Source organism: Colwellia marinimaniae, from assembly GCF_002207865.1.
Classification (GTDB): domain Bacteria; phylum Pseudomonadota; class Gammaproteobacteria; order Enterobacterales; family Alteromonadaceae; genus Colwellia; species Colwellia marinimaniae.
In genome coordinates this window covers 97,665-120,706 of record NZ_BDQM01000008.1, presented here as the reverse complement: position 1 = coordinate 120,706, position 23,042 = coordinate 97,665, and the positions used below count along the sequence as shown (strand labels likewise).

General features: G+C 39.7%; 21 protein-coding genes. 14 read left to right on the top strand and 7 right to left on the bottom strand.

Annotation, left to right across the window (positions count from 1 at the left end; translation table 11 throughout):
• The first annotated feature begins 173 nt into the window (after nucleotides 1-173).
• From MTCD1_RS07155 to MTCD1_RS07110, 10 genes are all read left to right on the top strand, one after another.
• The gene (locus MTCD1_RS07155) at nucleotides 174-911 is read left to right on the top strand and encodes a response regulator transcription factor (protein ID WP_438819278.1); all 738 of its coding nucleotides are present in this window, start codon (nucleotides 174-176) and stop codon (nucleotides 909-911) included.
• Nucleotides 912-913: 2 nt separating this feature from the next.
• Nucleotides 914-2,209 carry a sensor histidine kinase gene (locus tag MTCD1_RS07150; RefSeq protein WP_057179619.1) on the top strand — a complete coding sequence of 432 codons (1,296 nt, stop codon included), beginning with the start codon at nucleotides 914-916 and terminating at the stop codon, nucleotides 2,207-2,209.
• A 110-nt stretch (nucleotides 2,210-2,319) separates the two neighbouring features.
• Nucleotides 2,320-6,714, top strand: a complete 4,395-nt coding sequence (locus MTCD1_RS07145) for a response regulator (RefSeq protein WP_057179618.1) — start codon at nucleotides 2,320-2,322, stop codon at nucleotides 6,712-6,714.
• Between the two features lie 45 nt (nucleotides 6,715-6,759).
• Entirely contained in the window at nucleotides 6,760-7,635 is an 876-nt protein-coding gene (locus MTCD1_RS07140; RefSeq protein WP_082606400.1) for a CheR family methyltransferase, read from the top strand.
• A gap of 24 nt (nucleotides 7,636-7,659) precedes the next feature.
• Nucleotides 7,660-8,271, top strand: a complete 612-nt coding sequence (locus tag MTCD1_RS07135; RefSeq protein WP_057179617.1) for a chemotaxis protein CheB — start codon at nucleotides 7,660-7,662, stop codon at nucleotides 8,269-8,271.
• Between the two features lies 1 nt (nucleotide 8,272).
• Nucleotides 8,273-9,568, top strand: a complete 1,296-nt coding sequence (locus MTCD1_RS07130) for a hybrid sensor histidine kinase/response regulator (RefSeq protein WP_057179616.1) — start codon at nucleotides 8,273-8,275, stop codon at nucleotides 9,566-9,568.
• 295 nt (nucleotides 9,569-9,863) lie between these two features.
• A complete protein-coding gene (locus MTCD1_RS07125) occupies nucleotides 9,864-10,583 on the top strand; it encodes a spondin domain-containing protein (RefSeq protein WP_057179615.1) in 720 nt (239 codons plus the stop codon).
• Between the two features lie 9 nt (nucleotides 10,584-10,592).
• Nucleotides 10,593-11,348: a spondin domain-containing protein gene (locus MTCD1_RS07120; RefSeq protein WP_197410242.1), complete on the top strand. Its 756-nt coding sequence runs from the start codon at nucleotides 10,593-10,595 to the stop codon at nucleotides 11,346-11,348.
• A gap of 92 nt (nucleotides 11,349-11,440) precedes the next feature.
• The gene (locus tag MTCD1_RS07115) at nucleotides 11,441-12,217 is read left to right on the top strand and encodes a winged helix-turn-helix domain-containing protein (RefSeq protein WP_057179614.1); all 777 of its coding nucleotides are present in this window, start codon (nucleotides 11,441-11,443) and stop codon (nucleotides 12,215-12,217) included.
• Between the two features lie 28 nt (nucleotides 12,218-12,245).
• The gene (locus MTCD1_RS07110; protein ID WP_057179613.1) at nucleotides 12,246-13,754 is read left to right on the top strand and encodes a sensor histidine kinase; all 1,509 of its coding nucleotides are present in this window, start codon (nucleotides 12,246-12,248) and stop codon (nucleotides 13,752-13,754) included.
• Between the two features lie 163 nt (nucleotides 13,755-13,917).
• On the opposite strand, the gene MTCD1_RS07105 is transcribed toward MTCD1_RS07110, so the two are convergent.
• Nucleotides 13,918-14,232: a hypothetical protein gene (locus MTCD1_RS07105; protein ID WP_057179612.1), complete on the bottom strand. Its 315-nt coding sequence runs from the start codon at nucleotides 14,230-14,232 to the stop codon at nucleotides 13,918-13,920.
• Nucleotides 14,233-14,682: 450 nt separating this feature from the next.
• On the opposite strand from MTCD1_RS07105, the gene MTCD1_RS07100 reads away from it, so the two are divergent.
• Nucleotides 14,683-16,485 (top strand): tetratricopeptide repeat-containing diguanylate cyclase, encoded by a 1,803-nt coding sequence (locus MTCD1_RS07100; protein ID WP_159459902.1) that lies wholly within the window; start codon nucleotides 14,683-14,685, stop codon nucleotides 16,483-16,485.
• Between the two features lie 113 nt (nucleotides 16,486-16,598).
• On the opposite strand, the gene MTCD1_RS21175 is transcribed toward MTCD1_RS07100, so the two are convergent.
• The 3 genes from MTCD1_RS21175 to MTCD1_RS07095 form a co-directional block, all read right to left on the bottom strand.
• Nucleotides 16,599-16,772, bottom strand: a complete 174-nt coding sequence (locus MTCD1_RS21175) for a hypothetical protein (protein ID WP_157466256.1) — start codon at nucleotides 16,770-16,772, stop codon at nucleotides 16,599-16,601.
• A 188-nt stretch (nucleotides 16,773-16,960) separates the two neighbouring features.
• Complete coding sequence (locus tag MTCD1_RS21170) at nucleotides 16,961-17,110, bottom strand: hypothetical protein (RefSeq protein ID WP_157447785.1); 150 nt, start codon at nucleotides 17,108-17,110, stop codon at nucleotides 16,961-16,963.
• A gap of 282 nt (nucleotides 17,111-17,392) precedes the next feature.
• Nucleotides 17,393-17,788, bottom strand: a complete 396-nt coding sequence (locus tag MTCD1_RS07095) for a hypothetical protein (RefSeq protein ID WP_057179610.1) — start codon at nucleotides 17,786-17,788, stop codon at nucleotides 17,393-17,395.
• Between the two features lie 347 nt (nucleotides 17,789-18,135).
• On the opposite strand from MTCD1_RS07095, the gene MTCD1_RS07090 reads away from it, so the two are divergent.
• Together MTCD1_RS07090 and MTCD1_RS07085 are read left to right on the top strand one after the other, a co-directional pair.
• Entirely contained in the window at nucleotides 18,136-18,924 is a 789-nt protein-coding gene (locus tag MTCD1_RS07090) for a peptidylprolyl isomerase (protein WP_057179609.1), read from the top strand.
• Between the two features lie 85 nt (nucleotides 18,925-19,009).
• Nucleotides 19,010-19,165, top strand: a complete 156-nt coding sequence (locus MTCD1_RS07085) for a hypothetical protein (protein ID WP_159459901.1) — start codon at nucleotides 19,010-19,012, stop codon at nucleotides 19,163-19,165.
• Nucleotides 19,166-19,288: 123 nt separating this feature from the next.
• Here the strand turns inward: MTCD1_RS07085 and MTCD1_RS07080 are convergent, their stop codons facing one another.
• The 3 genes from MTCD1_RS07080 to MTCD1_RS07070 all read right to left on the bottom strand — a co-directional run bounded on the left by MTCD1_RS07080 (nucleotide 19,289) and on the right by MTCD1_RS07070 (nucleotide 21,428).
• Entirely contained in the window at nucleotides 19,289-20,569 is a 1,281-nt protein-coding gene (locus MTCD1_RS07080; protein WP_057179607.1) for an ammonium transporter, read from the bottom strand.
• Between the two features lie 12 nt (nucleotides 20,570-20,581).
• A complete protein-coding gene (glnK, locus tag MTCD1_RS07075; protein ID WP_057179606.1) occupies nucleotides 20,582-20,920 on the bottom strand; it encodes a P-II family nitrogen regulator in 339 nt (112 codons plus the stop codon).
• A 352-nt stretch (nucleotides 20,921-21,272) separates the two neighbouring features.
• Nucleotides 21,273-21,428 (bottom strand): glutaredoxin family protein, encoded by a 156-nt coding sequence (locus MTCD1_RS07070; protein WP_231732952.1) that lies wholly within the window; start codon nucleotides 21,426-21,428, stop codon nucleotides 21,273-21,275.
• A gap of 295 nt (nucleotides 21,429-21,723) precedes the next feature.
• Between MTCD1_RS07070 and MTCD1_RS07065 the strand changes: the two genes are divergently transcribed.
• Nucleotides 21,724-22,923: an alginate export family protein gene (locus MTCD1_RS07065; RefSeq protein ID WP_057179605.1), complete on the top strand. Its 1,200-nt coding sequence runs from the start codon at nucleotides 21,724-21,726 to the stop codon at nucleotides 22,921-22,923.
• Nucleotides 22,924-23,042: the final 119 nt, after the last annotated feature.

The window sequence follows — 23,042 nt, the reverse complement described above, 5'->3', positions numbered from 1 at the left end:
GGACAGTGTGCTCCTGCACGGTCTATCAGGTATATCCATATACTGTCATGCTGGTGAAGTTCGCTGTTATCACCTCAGTAATACTCAAATCTTATAGTTACAATGTAGACAATAGTATTATGGAACAGAGCCTTTAATAAACACTAAAGCGGTAACTAAATAAAAGGGTAGGAATAGATAAAATGCACAATATTTTATTGGTGGAAGATGATATTAGCCTTGCTAATTGGGTCTGTGAATATTTAACCGAACAGGGCTTTAATGTCACCCATGTCGCCCGTGGCGATTTAGTCTTAGATGTTATTAAGAAAAACAGCACTGATATCGTTTTACTCGACGTTATGTTACCAGGCTTAAATGGCATAGAAGTATGCCGGCTTATTCGTCAACATAAGCCGAGCCAACAAGTGCCAATTATTATGTTAACCGCCCGCGCCGATGAATTTGATGAAGTGATTGGCTTAGAAGCTGGCGCGGATGACTATGTAATAAAACCCGTTCGACCACGGGCTTTATTAGCGCGCATTAACCGTCAACTCAGCCATAGAAACAAAGCAGACAATAACCTCAATAACGAACTGGTTTTTGGTGATTTGAGCATAAACCAAGCAGCAAAACGTGTCGTTTATCAAGGTAAAGAAGTAGAGTTATCAACCAGCCTCTTTGCCTTCCTCACCTATTTAGCCCAACATGCTGGCAGTGTAGTTGACCGAGACTCTGTTTTTAAAGCGCTGAAAAAACGCGAATATGATGGTCAAGATAGACGTTTTGACGTGATGTTATCAACCTTACGTAAATTATTTAATGATGACCCACAAAAACCGAAAAAATTTAAAACCATTTGGGGTAAAGGCTATTTATTTGTTAGTGATGCTTGGCAAGAGCAATCAAGCTTTGGCATTGACGAATAACCATGCGTGGCCTCTATATCAGTATTATTCTCACCGTATTAGGCTCGCTATTTTTTATTGGCTGGGGACTCGATGAACTAGTGGCATATGCCACAGAAGATAAAATAACCGAAACGCAAACAACCACGGTCTACCGACAGTTAGTCAATGGGCTAACTAGCGAGCTGAGCTCGCTCAGTAGTCTAGAGTTAAACGAAAGAGTTAAGCAATTTCAACAACATTACCAACTGGATACTAGCTTAGCATCGAGCAAAAAAATCGCCCTGCCTAGCTCACTAATTGCGCAATTAACCCTGCCAGGAGGCTTACTGCTAGCCTCAAGTGCCAACCAATACTTATTAAAAAGCATAGCCAACCACCCTGAGTTTCTTTTGCGCCTTGAACTACCCACTGAAACAGCAGATGACGACAACATTAATTTTATTTTAACGTTAACACTCTACCTAAGTATTTGTTTCATACTTATTTTATGGTTAATCCCCTTAACTAGACGTTTATACCTACTCAACAATGCCGCCGCTAAAATAGGCTCAGGACAGCTTGATGTGCGTATCGCCAGTAGCCGCTTATCTTATATAAAAGTGTTAGAGCAAAGCTTTAATACCATGGCCAGTAAACTAGAAAAACTCGTCGCCGATAATAAAATCCTCGCTCGCAGCTTATCCCATGATATTCGTACACCAATGGCTTGTTTACGTTTTGGTATAGAAGCCGCTTTAGACAGTAACTCCATTGAAAAGAAAAATAATTACTTGTCGCGCATGGACAATGAATTAACACGCATGGAGGAAATGACCAGTGCTTTTCTTGATTATGCCTCGATGGAACGCCAAGGGCTAAATTTAAAAAAGCAGCCGACCAATATTTGTGCCCTAATCACCTCGGCTATCAATGATTGCCAAGTACTGGCAGAGCAAAAAAACATTAGCGTACAGTTAACGGGCGATAACACCATACTTTATCCCTTAGATTACCACTGGAGCTATCGCGCCCTAGTCAATCTTATTAGCAATGCCATTGGCTACGCCAACAGCCAAGTACTACTCACCCTAACCAATAACAACCAACAACTGACCATTACCGTTGAAGATGATGGCAAAGGCATAGCAAATGATAAACTCGCCATTATCTTCACCCCCTTTGTCAAACTCGATGCCGATAGGTCAAGAGAGCAAGGTCATTTTGGCTTAGGCTTAGCTATTTGCAGTAAAATCATGGACTGGCATCAAGGCAGCATTAACGCCAGCAATAGCCAACGTCTATCTGGTGCCTGCTTTACCTTACAATTCCCGAAATAAACAGCGGTTCTAGGTTGAAATTACGACAAAACCCATAAAAATTAGGCTTTTTATCATACTTTACTATGCTTTGTAGATAGCGATTTACTCAGCAAAGACTAACAACAGTTATGCATAATAATTCTAAGCAAAAATCTGCTTTTCAATTCACCATAAAGAAAAAGCTCATTGTTAATGCCTTTATTAACATTAGCTTAATATTAATCATTGGCCTCTATGCTTTAAATCAAATGAAGCTGATTGGTGAAGAGGTTGAAGAAATTGCTGAAATTGATATGCCGTTAATTCGTAGCATTACCGCAATAGAAACCCATCAACTCGAACAAGCACTGTATTTAGAGCGGGTATTACGCTTAGGAACCCAGACATTTCAGTCAGCGTTAACGGTACAAGAGTATGCCATGGCTAAAGCTCAGTTTCTCCACTTTGGTGCGCAAGTTAAACAAGAATTGCTTCAGCTAGAGTCAAAGGTAAATGATGATATTAAGCTCACCCCTTATGAGGCCGATAAACAAGAATTCCAATACGTATTAAAACAGATAATCAATATAAGTGCTGAACACCAAAGTTACCAAAAACATGCCATGAAAATTATTGCCCTACTCAATGCAAAACTTAAAGGTCTTGCATTCAACTACGCTACGCCTCAAGTGAGTAGTGACATCAATGCCACGCCCTTATCAGCTAAGGTTCAACAAGACAACTTACTCGCTGAGCGAGAACAGCTTGAACGGCTTGAACGGCTCATTCATGATATTGAATTAGAAGAAGATAATATAGATCATGAGCTTGAGCAGCTATTAACAGAAATTGAAGATTTTACCCAAGAGTCACTCTACGCTGCCGAAGAACATGAGCAGGCGGCTATTCAACAAATTCTTTTGCTGATCATTATCGGCACTATTCTGGCCACATTAGGTTCCTTTATTATTGCTCGGCTCATTAGTTTGCCTATCACCCGATTAAGAGAACTCGCCAAGAAGGTAGCAAGGGGCGATTTAAGTCAACAAATCAGCCAAATCAGCAATGATGAACTCGGTGAGTTATCCTTAGCGATTAATAGCACCATACAATCAATGGCAGAAGCCGCAGAGCAAGCTGAAGCTATTGCCTTAGGAGATTTCAGCCAGGAAATTCACCCGAAAGGTGAGCAAGACAAGCTTGGTCATGCTTTACATAATATGAAAGCGCAAATTATTGAGCAAAATGCTAGCTTGGCAGAAAAAATAGCCCTTAATGAGGGCATAGTCAATACCAGTATGGATGCTATTTTAACCATAGATGCACTAGGTACTATTCTTTCGTGTAACAACTCGACTATGCGTTTATTTCATTATCGGCGAGAGGAAATAATAGGGCAAAATATTAAAAAACTGATGCCTATGCCTTATGCGGCCGAGCACGATAGTTATCTTAACAACTATAAAACTAGCGCTATCAAAAAAGTTATTGGTATCGGTCGAGAAGTTCAGGCTCTTAAAAAAGATGGCACTATATTTCCTATCGCGCTGTCTGTCGGCGAAGTAACGCAACAAGGTGCTCAAAACAGAGTTTACACTGGCTTTATTCGAGATATATCGCAAGAGAAAAAATTTGAAGCCGACTTACAGCAAAATAACGACCAGTTATCTAAACAAAATGAGCGCCAGCATCAATTAGCTGAAATTAACGAACTGACTCAGGGTATCACTGAACTAACAAAACTGAGTGATGACATCATTAGTAATTTAGCCACTGCCTGCCAAGCCGGACATGGGGTGATATATATTAAGGAGCAACAAGATAGTAATACCTTGTCTCTGGTCGGCAGTTACGCTTTTCAATCTAGAAAAAATATTGCCGCGACTATTAAGGTAGGCGAGGGTTTAATTGGCCAGTGCGCTAAAGAGAAGAAACTTATTCTGCTGACTAAGGTCCCCGGTGATTATATTCAAATAAATTCCGCCTTAGGTGAGCAAACACCCCTTAATTTAATACTCTTACCTATACTTTTTGAAAGCAAAATTATGGCCGTTATTGAACTGGCTTCCTTCCACGTTTTTACTGAGGAACAGCAGCTAACATTAACGCAAGTAGCACAAAGTCTCGGCATAGTCATTAACAACCTATTCAGTCAACAAAGAACCAAACAACTATTACACGAAACCCAGCAACAGGCAGAAGAATTACAAACGCAGCAAGAAGAGTTAAAAAGTGCTAATGAAAATTTAGTTGAGCAAACCCAGCAATTAAAAGCCTCAGAAGAGGAATTAAGACAACAAAGTGAGGAACTACAAACCTCTAATGATGAATTAGGCCAAAGACAAAAAGATTTACAAGCGCAAAGAGACAAGATTGCCGCCTCAGAGCAAGAGTTAGCGATCAAGGCCAAAGAGCTGACGATAGCCAGTAAATATAAGTCAGAGTTTTTAGCGAATATGAGCCACGAATTAAGAACGCCACTGAATAGCTTATTACTCTTAGCTAAGGGCTTAGCTGACAATACCAGTGGTCACTTAGATGAAACTGAAGTTGAAGATGCCCATATCATCTATGATGGTGGTCAAAGCCTGCTGCACCTGATTAACGATATTCTCGACTTATCAAAAGTCGAAGCAGGGAAATTAAATATTCACCGAGAAAATGTTCAACTTAGCCAAGTAAAAGATAAGTTATTGCAACTTTTTACCCCGCTGGCAAAAGAAAGGAACATTCAATTGTCAGCCAGCATAGACAATAACATACCTGATAGCCTTATCACTGACAGTCAACGCCTCGAGCAAATATTACGCAACTTACTTTCAAATGCGATAAAATTCACCGAAATAGGAGAAGTAACAATAAACTTCCGCCTGCCCGCTGAAAACACTCACTTTAGACAGCAACACTTAACCGTAACCAACAGCTTGGCCATTGTGGTTACTGATACGGGTGTTGGTATTGCGGAAGATAAGTTACAAGCTATTTTTGAGGCCTTTCAACAAGCCGATGGCTCAACTAGCCGAAAATATGGCGGTACTGGCTTAGGTTTAACCATAGCGAGAGAATTAAGCCATTTACTGGGCGGAGAAATACAACTGACCAGCCAAATACATAAAGGCAGTAGCTTTACCCTGTATTTACCACTCTCTTCTGACGATGCCACTAGCTCCGCCAGTAAAAATGAAGCCAATATAATAGCGACCAACCTAGCGAGTAAACAAAGTGCAGCAAGTACCTTACCTCAGCCCCCTGCGGTTCACACCTCTGCATTAGCGGGTATTGACAGAGACATAGATTTAGAGCTAAATATTTTTATTGATGACGATAGATTCAATATACACGCTGGCGACAAAACGCTGTTAGTCATAGATGATGATAAAATATTTGCGAAAATATTACGTGATTACGCCCGAAAAAGTGGCTATAAATGCTTGGTGGCCGGTGATGGCCGCTCGGGAATATATTTAGCACAACATCATCAGCCCAATGGTATTATTCTTGACCTTATGCTACCCGATATTGATGGCCACCAAGTATTAGAGCAATTAAAGTCCAGCTTAAAAACTCAGCATATTCCAGTAGAAATCATTTCAGCCCACAGTGAAAGTCGCAGTGAGGCCTTAGCAGAAGGAGCGATTGGCTTACAAACAAAACCCGTTAGTAGTGAGCAGCTGCACCAAGTATTAGTTGAAATTGAAAACTTATCAACAGCAAAGATTCGCCAAGTATTGATTATTGAAGATAATAAGCACCATAGTAAAGCCACCCGACGATTACTGGAAAATATCGGCCTAAAAGCCACGTGTGTCTCTACTGGCGAAGAAGGCTGTGTCGCCATTTTAACCGGAAAATATGACTGCGTTATTTTAGACTTAGGTTTACCCGATATGAGTGGTATTGAGCTATTAAAACAAGTTAATGCTGGCACCCTAGAAGTATTACCACCGGTAATTGTCTATACCGGTAAAGAGATTACCGACCAAGAGCAAGCAGAGCTCGACAAATACTCTTCTACGGTAGTCATAAAAGGCACCGGCTCTCCTGAGCGTTTACTTGATGATATATCGTTATTCTTATACGACATTGAAGAAAAATCCAGTAAGTTAACTAAGCTTAAAGATAAAAAGTCTATGCGGCTTTTACATGACGAAGATGCCATTTTACAAGGACGTAAAATATTATTAACTGATGATGATATGCGTAATAGCTATGCCTTATCTAAAAAGTTAATTGATATAGGGTGTGATGTAGAAATGGCCAATAACGGTAAAGAGGCGATTGAACTGCTCAGAGAGCATAACGATTTTGAACTTATTTTAATGGACACCATGATGCCAGTAATGGATGGCAATGAAGCCACCCAAATTATCCGTAATATGAAGCACTATAAAAAAATTCCTATTATTGCCCTAACCGCGAAAACGATGCCAGAAGATAGAGAGTTAGCCTTAAAATCTGGCGCATCAGAATATTTAACTAAACCTATAGATTTTGACAAACTGGTTTCCATTTTGCGTATTTGGTTATTTAAAAAAGACGCATAGCAAATGTTCATTTTGCGACCTTGATTCGATAACAAGGAACAGCTTTTGATACCTACCACTAAAACAAAGACTAAAGCTTATAGTCCTCGCCCTGACGAAGACGAGATAATGGCACTAGAGATTAAGCTATTACTACAAGCCATAGAGTTTCGCTATGACTATGATTTTAGCCATTATGCCCAAGCATCGCTCACCCGGCGCATAAACAACTGCCTAAAAAAGGCGCAACTAAACAATGTTGCCGAAATGATCCCTAAAATTTTGTACCAGCCTGAATTTTTTGAACTATTCCTCAAAGAAATGTCCGTAACCGTCACAGAAATGTTTCGTGACCCTCTGGTATTTAAAGCACTCAGAGACAAGGTTTTTACCCAACTAAAAACCTACTCCCGGATCAATATTTGGCATGCTGGTTGCGCCACAGGTGAAGAAGTCTATTCATTAGCCATCATGTTAAAAGAAGAAGGTTTACTCAATCGCAGCCAGATATATGCGACAGACTTTAACAATCACTCGTTAAAAATAGCAGAGCAAGGCATTTATAAAGCAGAAAAAATCACCGAGTATACCCATAATTACCAACAGGCAGGTGGCAAAGCATCTTTTGCAGATTATTATCAAGCCAAGCATGGTTATGCCAAGATGCATAATGATCTTAAAGAGCATATTACCTTTGCCCACCATAACTTGATAAAAGACCAATGTTTTGCTCAAATGCATTTAATCCTTTGCCGTAACGTACTTATCTATTTTGATAAAAATTTACAGAACAAGGTCTTGTCACTCTTTAATAAAAGCCTAATACATCGTGGTTATCTGTTATTAGGTGATAAAGAATCACTGGAATTTAGCAATCAAATAAACAACTTTGAGACTATTGCTAAAGACCAGCGTATTTATCAAAAAATCAACTATGAATAATCGTCGCCAAGCAACTCACTTATAATGGCGGCCAATAATAACGCCCTTTATCAAGCTTTAGTTATCGGTGTCTCTGCCGGCGGTCTTAATGCGCTGCATAAAATATTACCTAAACTACCCATAAACTTTCCTCTTGCCATCATAGTGCTGCAACATAGAGGCGAAATCGTCTTTGAGGGGGCCAGCCACAATGACTTTCTTATCAGTTATTTTAACAATGATTGCGCTATGCCGGTTAAGGAAGCTATGTTAGGCGCAAAAATAAAACCGGGAAATATTTACATTGCCCCGGCAAAGTACCACCTACTTATTGAAAAAAGTAAGATTTTTGCGTTGAGTCTTGAGCCGCCAGTTAATTTTGCGCTACCTTCAATTGACGTGCTCTTTGACAGCGCCAGTGCTTGCTACAAAAATCAATTAATTGGTCTTATACTTACAGGAGCAAGTAGTGATGGCAGTATAGGGCTAAAGAATATTAGTGACCGTGCTGGCTTAACACTGGTACAAGCGCCAAGAACTGCTGAAGTTGATTTTATGCCAAAAGCAGCCATTTACTTACATACAGTAGATCATATATTACCCTTGAATGATATTGCGCCATTTTTGTGCCACCTCATGCAAGGAGACAAGGGATAACATGGACTTAGAGACGCTGCCAAAAATTCTGATTGTTGATGATGAGCCTAATAATTTGCGCGTTTATGAGCGCACCTTGGCTTCACTCAATGTTGAAATTATCAAAGCACTCTCTGGACAACAGGCACTTGCCGTGGCCCACAAACATGATTTTGCCCTGATCTTAATGGATGTACAAATGCCTTGTATGGATGGCTTCGAAACCGCGGCCTTAATTCTTGATCATCCTAAAACTAGCCACATTCCGGTTATATTTATCACCGCTTTTGCCCGGGATGAGACTTTTGAATTTAAAGGCTATGCCAGCGGCGCGGTAGATTACCTAGTAAAACCAATTAATGAAGATGTCGTCCGCAGTAAGGTGGCGGTTTTTTTGGAGTTACATAAAGAAAAACAGCTATTAAATATTGCCTGTAAAGTACGCGAAAAAGCCGAAGCCGAACTAAGAGTGCACAAAGAGCACTTAGAAGAACTGGTGAAAGAACGCACGCAGGAATTACAAAATTCGATTGAAAATTTAATGGCGACACAAAACAAGTTGCTCGAATCAGAAAAAATGGCCTCCTTAGGCCGTTTAGTAGCTGGTGTCGCCCACGAGCTAAATACACCTATTGGGATTAGCATTACCGGTGCCTCTTTTTTACAAGAAAAATTGCAACAGCTAAAACATAATTTTAAGCAAGGTAAAATTAGCCGCAAAGATCTAGCGGACTTTGTTGACAGTGCACCAAAATCTGTTGATATTATTTTAACCAATTTAGATAGAGCCGCTGAACAAATTTCCAACTTCAAGCTGGTAGCTGTTGATCAAACCAGTGAAAGAAAACGTAACATCAATTTGCTCAGTTATATTCAAAAAGTAGTCAACAGCTTATCACCCGCCATCAATAAAGCTCAGCACACGGTAGAAGTAACTGGTGATCAAACCATAAAGCTTAATACCATTCCTGGGGGTATTTCACAAATTATTACTAACCTGATCATGAATTCAATTGTGCACGCCTATCAAGATGATGAGCAAGGAAAAATGCTGATCACGGTAAAACAAAAGCACAGCAAGGTATTACTCACCTATACGGATTATGGTCAGGGTATGGAAAAATCCGTCAGTCAGATGGTCTTTGAACCTTTTTTTACCACCACGCGAGGCTCTGGCGGTAGTGGTTTAGGCATGTACATTGTCTATAACCTTGTTAACCAAGGCTTAGGTGGGAAAATCACCTGTCTAAGCAAGCTAGGGCAAGGTACACAATTTATTATAGAATTTCCTATTCACCACAACAAGGACCAGCAATAATTGACCGCATTGCGTTGATTTGCCACTTGTTCGCTGGTCTAACCTTGGCTACAAATTACTGGCGTTAAAAATAGTGGCTGCTAAATTACTTACTATGATCCACCTCTCAGCTCTATTTCTTATTATTTTATATTAGCAGCCCTGCCCGCATGCACGGCTGTGATACTTCTGTGATTAATTCTTCATTAATAAGTGATAAAATCGTGATCTGCTAGCGATAATTCACCGACATACTTGCTCTTACTCTGACAATAAAAATGCTAACCGCATAAGTCTAACTACCAAGGAAAGTCTCATGAAAGTAATCAAGCAATCGCCAATAAAAGCCACCTTAACTCTGCTAGCACTCGCGCTAGCCAGTACCACAACGATGGCACAAGAATTAGCCATTACTGTCACTAATTTAACCCAGGGATTGCATTTCACCCCAGTGGTTACCGCCGCCCACAGTAATGAAAGTCGACTCTTTATGCTGAGCGATATGGCCAGTACTGAGCTACAAGCAATGGCCGAAGGCGGTGATATATCTGGCTTAGTCAGCCTATTAAGTAATGCTGACGCCAATATAAATGAAAACCCAGCGGGTGGTTTATTAGCTCCAGCGATGTCAGCAAGCTTTACCTTAACCAACGATAGCGGCAATACCCATCTGTCACTTGCCGCGATGATATTGCCTTCTAACGACGGTTTTGTTGGCTTAGATAGCTGGGAAATACCTGACGAAGCTGGCACTTATACGGTATTTTTAAATGCCTATGATGCCGGCACAGAAGCGAACGATGAAATCCGTGGCAGTGGCGTTCCAGGAGAAGTAGGCATGCCAGTGCCACCGCCCCTTGATGCCAGCATAGGCATGAATGGCACTGGCGTTACCGACATGGAAGCGAATAACAAAGTGCATATTCACCGTGGCAGCCTAGGGGATGATGATATGTCAGCTGGCAAAAGCGATATTAACAATAGCGTACAACGTTGGTTAAATCCTGTCGCTAAACTCACCATTACCGTGCTATAGGGGTGCATCATGTTAACCTTTAACGCTCATAAGAACATTCACAAAAATACAGCTAAAAACTCTATTTATCAAATTGTTATTACTAGTTTACTGACGCTAGGCTTAGCCGCTTGTGGTGATAGCTACAATAACGGTGATGATAATTATACTCCGCTGGTGCAACCGCCGATGGAATATAGTTATTCAATAACCCTCACTAATTTAACCTATGGCCAACCTTTATCACCTATAGCAGTGGCACTGCACGGTGATAGTAAAATGTGGCAAGTGGGCCAAAGTGCCTCTGTCGCCTTAGAAAAATTAGCCGAAGGTGGTGATAATAGTGACTTCCTAGCCCTAGAGAGTAATCTAGCCAGCACAATGAGTGATGGCCCTTTACCACCGGGGGCTAGCGTCACTTTACATATTAGCACCACTGAGCCTATGGCAAATTATTTAACCGTTGTCACTATGTTGGTGAATACAAATGATGCTTTCTCGGGTCTTACTGGAGTAGATATATCAACATTAGTGCTTAACCAAGAAAAATCATGGCAGTTAAATGTTTATGATGCTGGCACAGAGCTCAATAACGAAGCCGTAGGTACCATTCCAGGACCTGCAGACGGCGGCGTGGGTTTTGATGCAGCTCGCAACGATATCGACTTAGTCGGCTATCATTCTGGCGTGGTGAGTAAAGATGATGGTTTATCTAGCTCAGTATTAACGCAGGCGCATCGTTTTGATAACCCTGCCGTTAAATTAACCATTACTCGAACTAAGTAGTGCGCTAGGTCAAGATAGCAAGCGGATTAATTAATTGAACAGTTAATTAGTTTGCTTGCTATAGGTGGCTTTGGCCACTTATTGGCCACCATATGAAAGATAAAATTTTAATCATTGAAGACGAAATTGATATTGCTAAGCTCATTAAAGTGCACTTGTCTGAGTTAGACCTGCACTGTGATATTTGTACCCAAGGTGAGCAAGCACTACAACAAGCCTTAACACAAGACTATCAACTTATTTTACTTGATGTGATGTTACCAGGCATTAGCGGGCTAGATATTTGTCGGCAAGTTAGACAAGCTAAACCGTTACAATCCATTATTATGCTGACCGCTAAAACCTCGGAAATAGACCGTGTGTTGGGGCTTGAGCTAGGGGCTGATGATTACATGACTAAACCGTTTAGCATTCGAGAATTACAGGCCCGAGTTAGGAGTCAATTACGCCGAGTGCATGCCATTAAGGCCAAAAATGCTGACAAACATAATCAGCCAGAGCAAGTAACAGCAACACCACTAGGCTCCACTGAACTAGAGAAAAATGGAGTAAGTATCGGGCAACTTCATATTGACCATAGGTATCACCAGGTAACCTATAAAAATAAAACCATCCACTTAACCGCGACAGAGTTTGAGTTAATAGATTTTTTCTGCCAACACCCTGATCAGGTGTTTTCGCGCGCGCAATTACTTGATGGTGTTTGGGGTTACCACCACAATGGCTATGAACACACAGTGAATTCTCATATTAATCGTCTCAGAAGCAAGCTTGAGGAAAACAGTACTGAGCCAAAAATAATCCAAACCGTCTGGGGCGTTGGTTATAAACTTAATTCAGCCGGGGTAATGCCACCGGCAGCTTCTTAGCTAGTAGGATAATAAGGACTTACTTTAGATGAAAATATCGCTTTATCAACGCTTAGCATTAATACTCTGTGCTGCTTTCATGATGATGGCATCACTACTGGTTTATTGGAGTAATTCCCTAGTACAGCAGTCTAAGTACCAAGCTGAGCAAAAGTTGCACTTACACTTAGCCGAACATTTAGCCCATGATAATCCACTATTGCAAGACGGCGTTTATGATAAAGCGGCATTAGCAAACCTTTTTCATACCTTAATGCTGTTAGGTCCAGCCTTTGAATTTTACTTTCTCGATGCCCAAGGTAAGATTTTAACTTATTCCGCCGAGGCCACTAAAATAAAACGCCAGTCGGTATCGCTAATACCGTTAAAACAACTTATTGCTAACCCGAAAAAAACCCCGGTTTTTGGTGATGACCCTAGAGATATAAACCATAAAAAAATATTTTCTATCGCCCCTGTTTATCAAGGTGAACTACTACAGGGTTATTTATATATTATTATTGGTAGCGAAATTTATGATTCAATTTTTAGCCAAGTACAAGCCGATAAAGACTTACAAAAATACGGCGCATTTGTACTCGCCAGCTTATTATTACTGCTGCTGGTTTTACTAGCGGTATTTCACTATTTTACTCAACCGGTAAAAGAGCTAGCACAACAAATGCAAGCGCTTAAAGCGGTGCAGTTTGATCAAACTAAAGTTCAGCTCAAGCAATGGGGTTCAGCGGCCAGCCATGGTATTAACCATAATGAAGTGCATTTTCTCGGCGCTACTTTTAACGATATGGTTAGACAAATTAACCAGCAATTTGCATTATTGACTGAAAATGACAGAATACGCCGAGAATTATTAGCACACTTGTCTCATGATCTACGGACACCGTTAGCGACTATACAAGGCTATATTGAGACTTTAGCGCTTAAGGGCGATGACTTATCCAGCGCCGAGCAACAAGATTATTTAGCGACAGTGCAGCGTAACGTCGAGCAGTTAAAGCGCCTTATCGATCAAATTTTTGAATTGGCTCATTTAGAAAATGGTCAAGTAACCGTTAATTTAGAAACCTTTGTCATTGGCGAACTTTTACATGACATACTGGCTAAATTCACCTTAAAAGCTGCCGATAAGCAGATTTCGTTAACGTTAACACCTCAGCCTTGCCAATATATTGTTTACTCTGACATAGCTAAATTAGAGCGAATCATGAGCAATTTATTAGAAAACGCCATCAGACATACTGGCCTTGGCGGTGAAATAGTGATGACAGTTACGCAGCTCAGCACACAAGTTAAAGTAAGTATTACCGATAATGGCAGCGGTATAAGTAAAGAGGATATCGCCTACATATTTGATGCTAGATATAGGGCCAGTAATGCCATTGAAGATAATATCCAACATACTGGCTTGGGGCTAGCTATTTGCCAAAAGCTATCGCAAGTACTTAATTCGGAATTAATAGTTAAAAGTGAGCTTGGTAATGGCAGTAGCTTTTCATTATTGATACCCGTATTAGCTCAACAGGCAGAATCGAGCTAAAATAGAGTCGCTTTGTCGGCAAGGACATTGATGGAGAGAATAGATTTTCTGGTGAATATGCCCCATCATTCTTAATCTGCTGTTAAGCTGCTATTAATAACGATAGGTTTATCAATAGCAGCTTACTTTCACTCGAAATTTATTCAATAACTCATTCAATAATTCACTCAATAATGCGATAAATCTCCCATTTTGCTGTGCCTGAAACCACATGGGGTTCTAGGGTTTTACTCCACTCTTTATGAGCATCAATCTCAGCCAACTTTTGCCAAGCATCATTGAGCTGAGTTAAGTTTTCAATGGTCACTTCTGAAATAATACTCGACTCTAATGCCCCAACTGAACCCACTAAAATTCGAGAGTTCTCTTTAGTCCAGCCTATTTGAGAGCCTATTTCATCAAACCATCGGCTAAGAGCTTCAACTACTTCTGGCTTGTGGCCAAATTTTGCATCAATACACCATCTTGCAATCATCATAACAATGTCTCCAATTGAGAAAAAATCACACTTAATAAAGTATATCTATTAGCTCAATAAGTATGATTCATCTAACTTGAATTGCCATTTTAACCCTTATATAGCCTTTACTGACTTGTAAATCAACAGGCTTAAATTAATGTTTATCACTTATACCGAGTAAGGTTTCAAGGTTTACAAAGCGATATCCTTGGACTTTATAATGACTAAAAATTATTATTTGGCAAACAGCTATAATTAGAACAAATGCGCTATTTTTATCTGCTCATTTCCAGTAAAGTAATAACTAACAAATAAAACTGCCCGAGAGCTAGCTCTATGATAAACAGAATTAAAATAAGCAAAGTAGCTAGCATAAGAGCAAAGTTCTTTAACATTTTTGCAGCTATTATTTGTATGTGTTTTAGTTTAAACGGTAATAGCTATACTTTTGAGGAGCCCTCTGCGGGAATGCAAAAGCCTTTTAGTCAAATTGATGAGTTGAATAAGAAAGATCCGGCATTGGCTCTTGCCTTCTCTAAAAAACTTTTAGCTGAACATCATCAACAAATGACAGATTTTGATAAAGCCACCATATTTAGCAAGATGGCACTACATAACCTCATATTAGGGCACTACAAAGTAAGTCAAGGATTACTAGACCAAGCATATGCTCTAAAAGTAGATTTAAAGACTGATACCGGTATTTCAATGTTACTGACTCAAGGTAGCATCATGGATGAATTGGGTAATTCCGAGCAGGCAATGGAGAAATACTTGCTCGCGGAGAAGTATGCTAAAGCAAATGAAAACTCAAAACTCCTTGCTGAAAGCTATGCTTACATGGCTTACTCATATTCAATGAATCATAAAGATACTCTAGCCCTGAAGCATTATCATCAAGCTTACTTACAACTTGAAAAGATAGGTGATGAGTTAGGCTTAGCTTATTTAAAAGCTGAAATGGCTAACTCCTACTCTCTTTTATTTGACGATATTAATGCAATAAAGTTAGCAACAGAAGCCAGTGATTATTTTAAAAAACATCAATATTATTTTGATGAGTTGTTTGTACAAAATGTTTTAGCCAAAATTCACCTGCGTAAAAAGGATTACTCAAAAGCTGAGGCGACTTATCTAAGAGTTATCGAATTAACAAAAGAAAACAATAAAACAGAGTACGTTTACTTAGCATATCTAGGGTTAGCTGATACTTATCATCGCTCTCAACAACACGACAAAGCCCGTATCTTTTGGCATAAATACAAAGAAGTAAATCCTGACTATGAAAACCCTGCAGCAGAAATTGGCGCAATTGTCTTAGCAGCTAAACTTGAAATTGCTGATGACAACATAAATGCAGCAATAGAGGCATTAACTAGAGTTGAAGCGATACTTGCACCTTTAGGTAAGCATAATGCACTTAGTTGGTATATTCAGCTTTATGATTTACAAGGCAAGGTTGCAATTATTAAAGAAGACTATAAAACAGCATACTTCAAACAAGAACAAGCAAGAGAACTTTTAAAAATTTATTATAACACTGAGCGCGAAACTGTACGTTCAAAATATAAAGTCATGTTCGATACCGACCAAGCAATTTTGACCAACAAATTATTAGAGCAAGATAAGGCATTAAATAAAGCGGCTCTAGAGAATGCGGTACAACAACAGAAATTACAAAATATGATCATCATAATTATTTTATTATTTGTGCTGGTACTGTTTTATTTTATTTATCGACAAATACTTAATAGTAAAGCTCTTCAGAAAATAGCTAACACTGACACCTTAACTGAACTAGCAAACCGTCGATATACCTTTATTTATGCTCAGAAAATGTTACTACAAGCGATAAAGGCCAAGCAGAACTTTGCTATGATCATATTCGACGTGGATCATTTCAAACAGGTCAATGAAAGTTTTGGTCATGCCGGTGGTGATATCGCTTTAAAGGAAATTTCATCAACAGCCAATAAATATGTCAGAGCACATGATATTTTAGGTCGTATAGGTGGAGAGGAGTTTTTACTTATTTTACCCGAAGCTTCTTCTGCTCAAGCATATGAAATAGCTGAACGTATAAGGCATGCTATCGAGCATAAAGTAATAATGGTCAACAGTAAGCCTCTACAAATTACCGCAAGCTTTGGCATTGCACAGTTAACTGACAAACAAGATAGCTTTAAGCAACTATTTAATAATGCCGATATGGCTTTATTTCAAGCTAAAGATCAAGGCAGAAACCAAACTGTTATTGCCAACGAAACTTAGTTCTGCAATATTCCTAGCTAAAGCCCACTCACCAAAGAAAGTGTTTGACCATTAATTTGCACCTTGATAGTACTATAGCGACATGTATTGACAACAATTAATGTTTAACTAAATCAGCCAGGCTTAGTTATGTTGAATATTTGAATGCCGCTAAAGTCTAGAGTTCGGTAAGTCAAAGCGGTAATTGCTTGATAGTCATCATGACAGGCATTACAACTTTGCTGCAAGGCTGTATTTTTAGGGCTCTGTTGTTGTTTAGTATGGGCGAGTAAACAAGCGAGACGCATAAACCCATCCATGGGGCTCTGCACAAGCATCCATGCTTGTGACGCTCGCTTTTATCACACCACCAACACTCACTGTAAAATCAATAGCTTACTATATTACCAACACCTAACTACAACACAGCTATTTTTAGCCAATACCGTGTTGAAGTCTCCTTGCTCGTTCGCTTTGATCATCTCAGACATGGCTTTCAACGACCATTTTTTTGCCAAGTGTGTAGCATATCCCCAATTTTAAGGTAATGTTCATTAAGTTGCCCAGTCCATTTATGTAAATGTTCAGCATCTTCATTTTCCGCATAAAACTCAACTGCCTGCATCTCACTGCGCAGTTTAAACATATTATGCAATCACACTTGCGCTTATATTCAGGTTTATACCATAGTGCCAGCTCTATTGGCTGAGTATTAACTAAGGTAGCTTTATATTTATGTAAGTAAACAAGCCCTGAAGCGACTAGTAATATAATAATCAGTAAAATAACGCCAGCGCATAACGAGTTGCTCTCTTTGATTTGATGCCTTGAGTGTATTTTATTTGGCATTTATAATTATTGATTTGGCATAAAAAAAAGAGCCTTAAAGGCCCTTTCTCTATATTTATCAAACTAATTTTTTAGTTCCTTAAAAGGAAAAGCGCACACCTACGGCGCCATCAACACTGAATTTAAAATCACTATCAAAGTTTGCTACCGGTTGTACTTGCCCATATACATCCCAACCTTTAGCAAAGTACCAAGCAACGCCTATCGGAGCACGTACACCATAACCATGATTCCAACCAGCCCAACCACCGCCCGCAAAATACCAAGATAATGGTGTTTTATTATCAAAGTTACCGGTTTTCACTAAATAATCAACGGCAAAGCCACTATCACCTAAGATGATATTATAGCGATCAATTTGTGCAACAATACTTAAGTCCATGTCTACCGCCACACCCAGCTTAACATTGGCCTGAGCAAGGCTAGATAGTGATAATGAAAGCAGAATAATACTGACTAAAAATATTTTTTTCATATGGACTCCGTAATTCTAGAAGAAGTTGTTAGTAAAGTAGCTGCTAGTGTAATCCTCCTTTAGTGTATAACAAGAAAAAGCTCAGTACTTTTCAGCTATGCCTTGGATTATAGCAATATCACTAAGTTCTTGCCCACGTGTGGGGGTAAAATAGCCCGCTATTGGTCAATCGAGCGCCTTGTGCTGAAATATTTGTCCTGAGCACAACAAGATCACAAACTTAATGAAAATGGTATTAGTGATATCTTGCTATTGTTACTAAAGTGCTACAGCTACTTGTTAACATCGAACACAGCCTTTACTATGAGATACGATTTATAACCACTTACCGCACTATTAGGCTGTCCATGTTTACACCAATAACTAAAAAAACAATAACAACAAACACCCGTAAAGTACTCGCCCTTCTCAGCATAGCCACGGCAAGTTTAGGTTTTGCCAATACGGCTAATGCTACCATTGTTGAATTTCAAACATCACAAGGTACTTTCCAAGTTAACTTGTTTGATACCACTACCCCAGCAACGGTGAAAAATTTCCTTACTTATTTAAATGATGGCCATTACAACAATTCAGTTGTTCATCGAGTCGTTACCGACTTTATTGTCCAAGGCGGCGGTTATCAATTTACCGGTACCTGGCCATTAACACCGCTTTCATCGAATGTTGCTGTGATAAACGAGCCTGTTTATTCTAATGTTAAAGGCACCATTGCCATGGCGAAAAAAGGTGGCAATATTCATAGTGCAACTAACCAATGGTTTTTTAACTTAGCCGATAACAGCGATAATTTAGATCGACAAAACGGTGGTTTTACCGTTTTTGGCCAGGTTATTGGCGATGGCATGTTAGTAGTGGCAAAAATAGCGCAACTAAAGCTATGCACTTATGGCGATTTAGAAGGTATCCCTATGGTAATGGCTGATGAGCAGAAATGTACTGACATGGTAGCACCCGGCATGGAAAATTTTGTTGTTATTGAACATGTAACTATTATTGATAATTCTGAAGTAACTGACAGCGATTTAATTCCTGTTAAAAATACCCTTATTAATGCAGACAGTGGTGGTTCTATAACCTGGCTTTCGCTGGTTATGTTAGCCCTTGTTTCAACAAAAAAACGTTTTATTCGTTAATAAAAGACTTAACGGCTAATGTCAGTCAGTCAGTCAGTTAAGAAAGTGAACTGTATTACGCTTGAGTGGTCATTTTTTTGTAGGCGTGAATTTATTCGCGCAATCGATTAAGGCATTAAGCGCGACTGAAGTCGCGCCTACAGCAGTAAAACATGTATTGTCCATTTTTGTTCAGCGAATGACACTCTCACGTTTAGTTTCTGATGACCATCAAGTTCGCCGCCTTGAGCCTAATGCCTAGCAGCTAGTAAAAAACCCAATAAAAAAGCAGCGTATCGTGCTCGATATCGCTGCTTTTTTGTTTAGTGTAGAGCGTTATTAGTCTCTGACTTTTTAAGCACGAGACTATTAACCTCTGGTGCGCTTAACCCCTAGTAAACTCTGGATAAGCTTCCATACCACAGTCAGAGATATCAACACCTTCATACTCTTCTTCAGCGCTGACACGAATACCCATGATTTTCTTCAGAGCAAACCAAACAACAAAACTAGTGCCAAATACCCAGACAAAGATAGTAGCAGCACCAATCAATTGCCCACTAAAGCTAGCTGATGAGTTGGTAATAGGTACAATTAACAAACCAAAGAAACCAACCACGCCGTGTACTGAAATAGCACCGACGGGATCATCAATCTTAATTTTATCCAGAGCTAGAATTGATAACACCACAATCACGCCAGCAATAGCGCCAAATAGAGTTGCTTGTAATGGTGACGGTGTAGAGGGTTCTGCCGTAATGGCCACAAGTCCTGCTAAAGCGCCGTTTAAGGTCATGGTTAAATCGGCTTTTTTGAATAAGATTTTAGCAAAAACCAAGGCTGAAATTGCGCCAGCGGCCGCGGCAGCATTGGTATTTAAAAACACCATAGCCACAGAGTTAGCACTATTAATATCGGCTAGTTTTAATACTGAACCACCATTAAAACCAAACCAACCCATCCATAAAATAAAGGTACCTAATGTTGCCATCGGCAAGTTAGCTCCAGGAATGGCATTCACTTTACCGTCTTTACCGTATTTTCCCTTACGAGCACCTAATAATATAACACCGGCTAAGGCGGCAGAAGCACCCGCCATATGGACAATGCCTGAGCCGGCAAAGTCTGAAAAGCCTAAGTCAGCTAAGGTATATAAACCAAAGACGGCTTCACCGTTCCAAGTCCAGCTACCTTGCATAGGATAAATAAAGCCCGTTAATACCACAGTAAAAGCAAGAAATGCCCACAGTTTCATGCGCTCAGCAACAGCACCTGACACTATCGACATAGCAGTGGCAACAAACACTACTTGGAAGAAGAAATCAGCCGCATTGGAATAAACAGCGCCACCCTCAAAACCGGCTTCAGCAGACTCGGCTAATACTGCAGCAACAAGTGCATCAGCATCACTAGCGCCATCAAGGGCAATGCCATTTAAGAAAACGCCGCCGCCATACATGATATCGTAGCCAACAATAAGATACATAATGCAAGCAATGGCATACAGCGCGACATTTTTGGTTAGAATTTCAGTGGTGTTTTTAGCACGTACTAAGCCAGCCTCTAACATAGAGAAGCCCGCAGCCATCCACATAACTAAGGCACCACACATAAGAAAGTAAAAGGTATCTAATGCATATTGTAATTGAAAAATATTTTGTTCCATAATTACTATCCCTTAAAGTGCTTCAGAGTCTTGTTCACCCGTACGAATACGAATGACTTGCTCTAGGTTGAAAACAAAAATCTTACCGTCACCAATTTTACCGGTGTAAGCTGCTTTAGTAATAGTTTCGACTAAACGCTCAACCATATCATCATTAACAGCAATCTCCAGCTTCACCTTGGGTAAGAAATCCACCTGGTATTCTGCGCCGCGATATAATTCGGTATGACCCTTTTGACGGCCAAAGCCTTTGACCTCACTAACTGTGATCCCCTCAACGCCGATTTCAGAAATGGCCTCTCTGACATCGTCTAATTTGAATGGTTTAATGATTGCGCTAATTAGTTTCATGTTTACCCCTAGTTATTGTTCTTTTTAATGACTAACAACTTGATAATACAATTCACATGCCAACATAAAATAACACTATTAATTAATCACTTAGATATAATGGTGTTTTTTTTAGCTAGCAAAATGCACCACGAGTGTGCATAAAGATAAGCCGCTGGGTTCATCTGGTGCAATAGGCTAGGCTAAATAATAAGCTGAGGAAAAATGACTATACTTGCGGAGAGCTTTACCTAGGGGTAACGAGGTAAAGCCTTAAACTATGATGATTTTTTTACTATTATAAAGCTTTAACTATTATAAAGTGCGGTAAAATCTTTCACTGACAAACCATTGAGTAGCTGCTCACCCACCTTCAATACCGGTACACCACGTAGGCCAATAGCGGCAAACTCTTTTTGCCCCTTGGCCGTTTTAATAACCTAAAAGCAATACCTTGCTGTGCAAGGTAACGTCTTGCCGTTTGGCAATGCGGACACTTATCTGTGGTATACAAGACAATACGTTTCATTTCTTTGCCCTATTCAGAGTGGCATACCATAAAATGCTAGCCACTATTTTACCCTAGTTGCTCGCTTAATCTGTAACTCTTTATCGGTGCCCTTACTGCCATTATCTAATAATAACGCCAATAAAATACCAACAAGGCCAAGCTAGAGCAGAGTTGTAACAAACTTTGATTCAAATCAAACTAGCTAGCGCAATGCGGTGTAACAATCATGCCATCAGTTACTAATACCCATAATAATAATAATAATAGCAAAGCTAACTAACCCACTTAAAAAACATGACCTTAGGACATTATTATGAAAACAACCGTAAACACGTTTACCTTATCGCTAATCAGCGCCGCTATTTTCGCGGCTCCTGCTGCCTTTGCCGGTAACACTGAACATGGCAGCAGCATTACTGCAGCACTGAGTGATAGCAGGGTTAAAATTGAATTACGGGCCCGCTATGAAAACGTCGAGCAAGATGGCATAGACAAAAATGCTTCCGCGTTAACATTAAAAAGTCGGATCACGGTTAATACGGGCAGTTACAGTAATTTCTCCATGGCCATAGAAGTGGATAAAGTTGATGCTCTAGTAGATGATTACCATAGTAAAACTAACGGTAACACTGACTACCCTGTGGTTGCCGATCCTCAAGGCACAGATGTCAATCAAGCTTATATTCAATATAAAAATGATGGTTTTAGCGCCGTTGTTGGTCGCCAACGTATTTTACACAACAATCAACGCTTTGTTGGTGGTGTTGGTTGGCGTCAAAATGAGCAAACCTATGATGGTGTACGCGCGCAATATACAGCCGATAATTTTTCGGTAGATTATAGCTATATCCAAAACATTAATGACATTACCGCTAACAATATTAAAGGTGACTTCCATCTAGTAAATGTCCATTACCACCTCAATAAAACTCATAAAATCTCCGCTTTTGCCTATCTGTTAGACTATGACGATATGGCTAACTATAACAAGGCTAGCACTACCTTAGGGGCACTATATAACGGTAAATTTGGTAAGGTTTTAGTGAATGCTAGTTTAGCCAGCCAAAGCGATAGTGCCGATAACCCAACGAGTTACTCAGCTAGGTATATTAATGCCGAAGCAGGTTATAACTTTGGCCCACTAACTCTATTAGCTGGTTATGAATTATTAGGTAGCGATAATGGTGTTGGTTTTAACACACCACTAGCCACCAAACATAAGTTTAACGGTTGGGCGGATAAATTTTTAGGTACTCCGAGTCAAGGTCTCCAAGATGTTTATATAACTGCTAAGGGTGAAATTTCTGGGGTTAAATGGGCGGCAACTTACCATGATTTTACCTCTGATGTCGGTAGTATTGATTTTGGTAGTGAGCTTAACTTGATAGCCAGTTATCAATTCAATAAAAACTATGCTGTTTTAGTTAAAGCTGCTAATTATGCTGAAGGCGATGCAGAGCAAAAACCAACGGATACTAATAAATTATGGCTGCAAGTGACGGCTAAGTTCTAAGCACTAACGACCACCATAGTCACTTAAAGACGTAATCTAAAAAGCATAAAACCTATCTCAATAAAGTAATAAGCAAGCCGATAGGCCAGCTTATTACTTTATTATGCCACCACTGCATT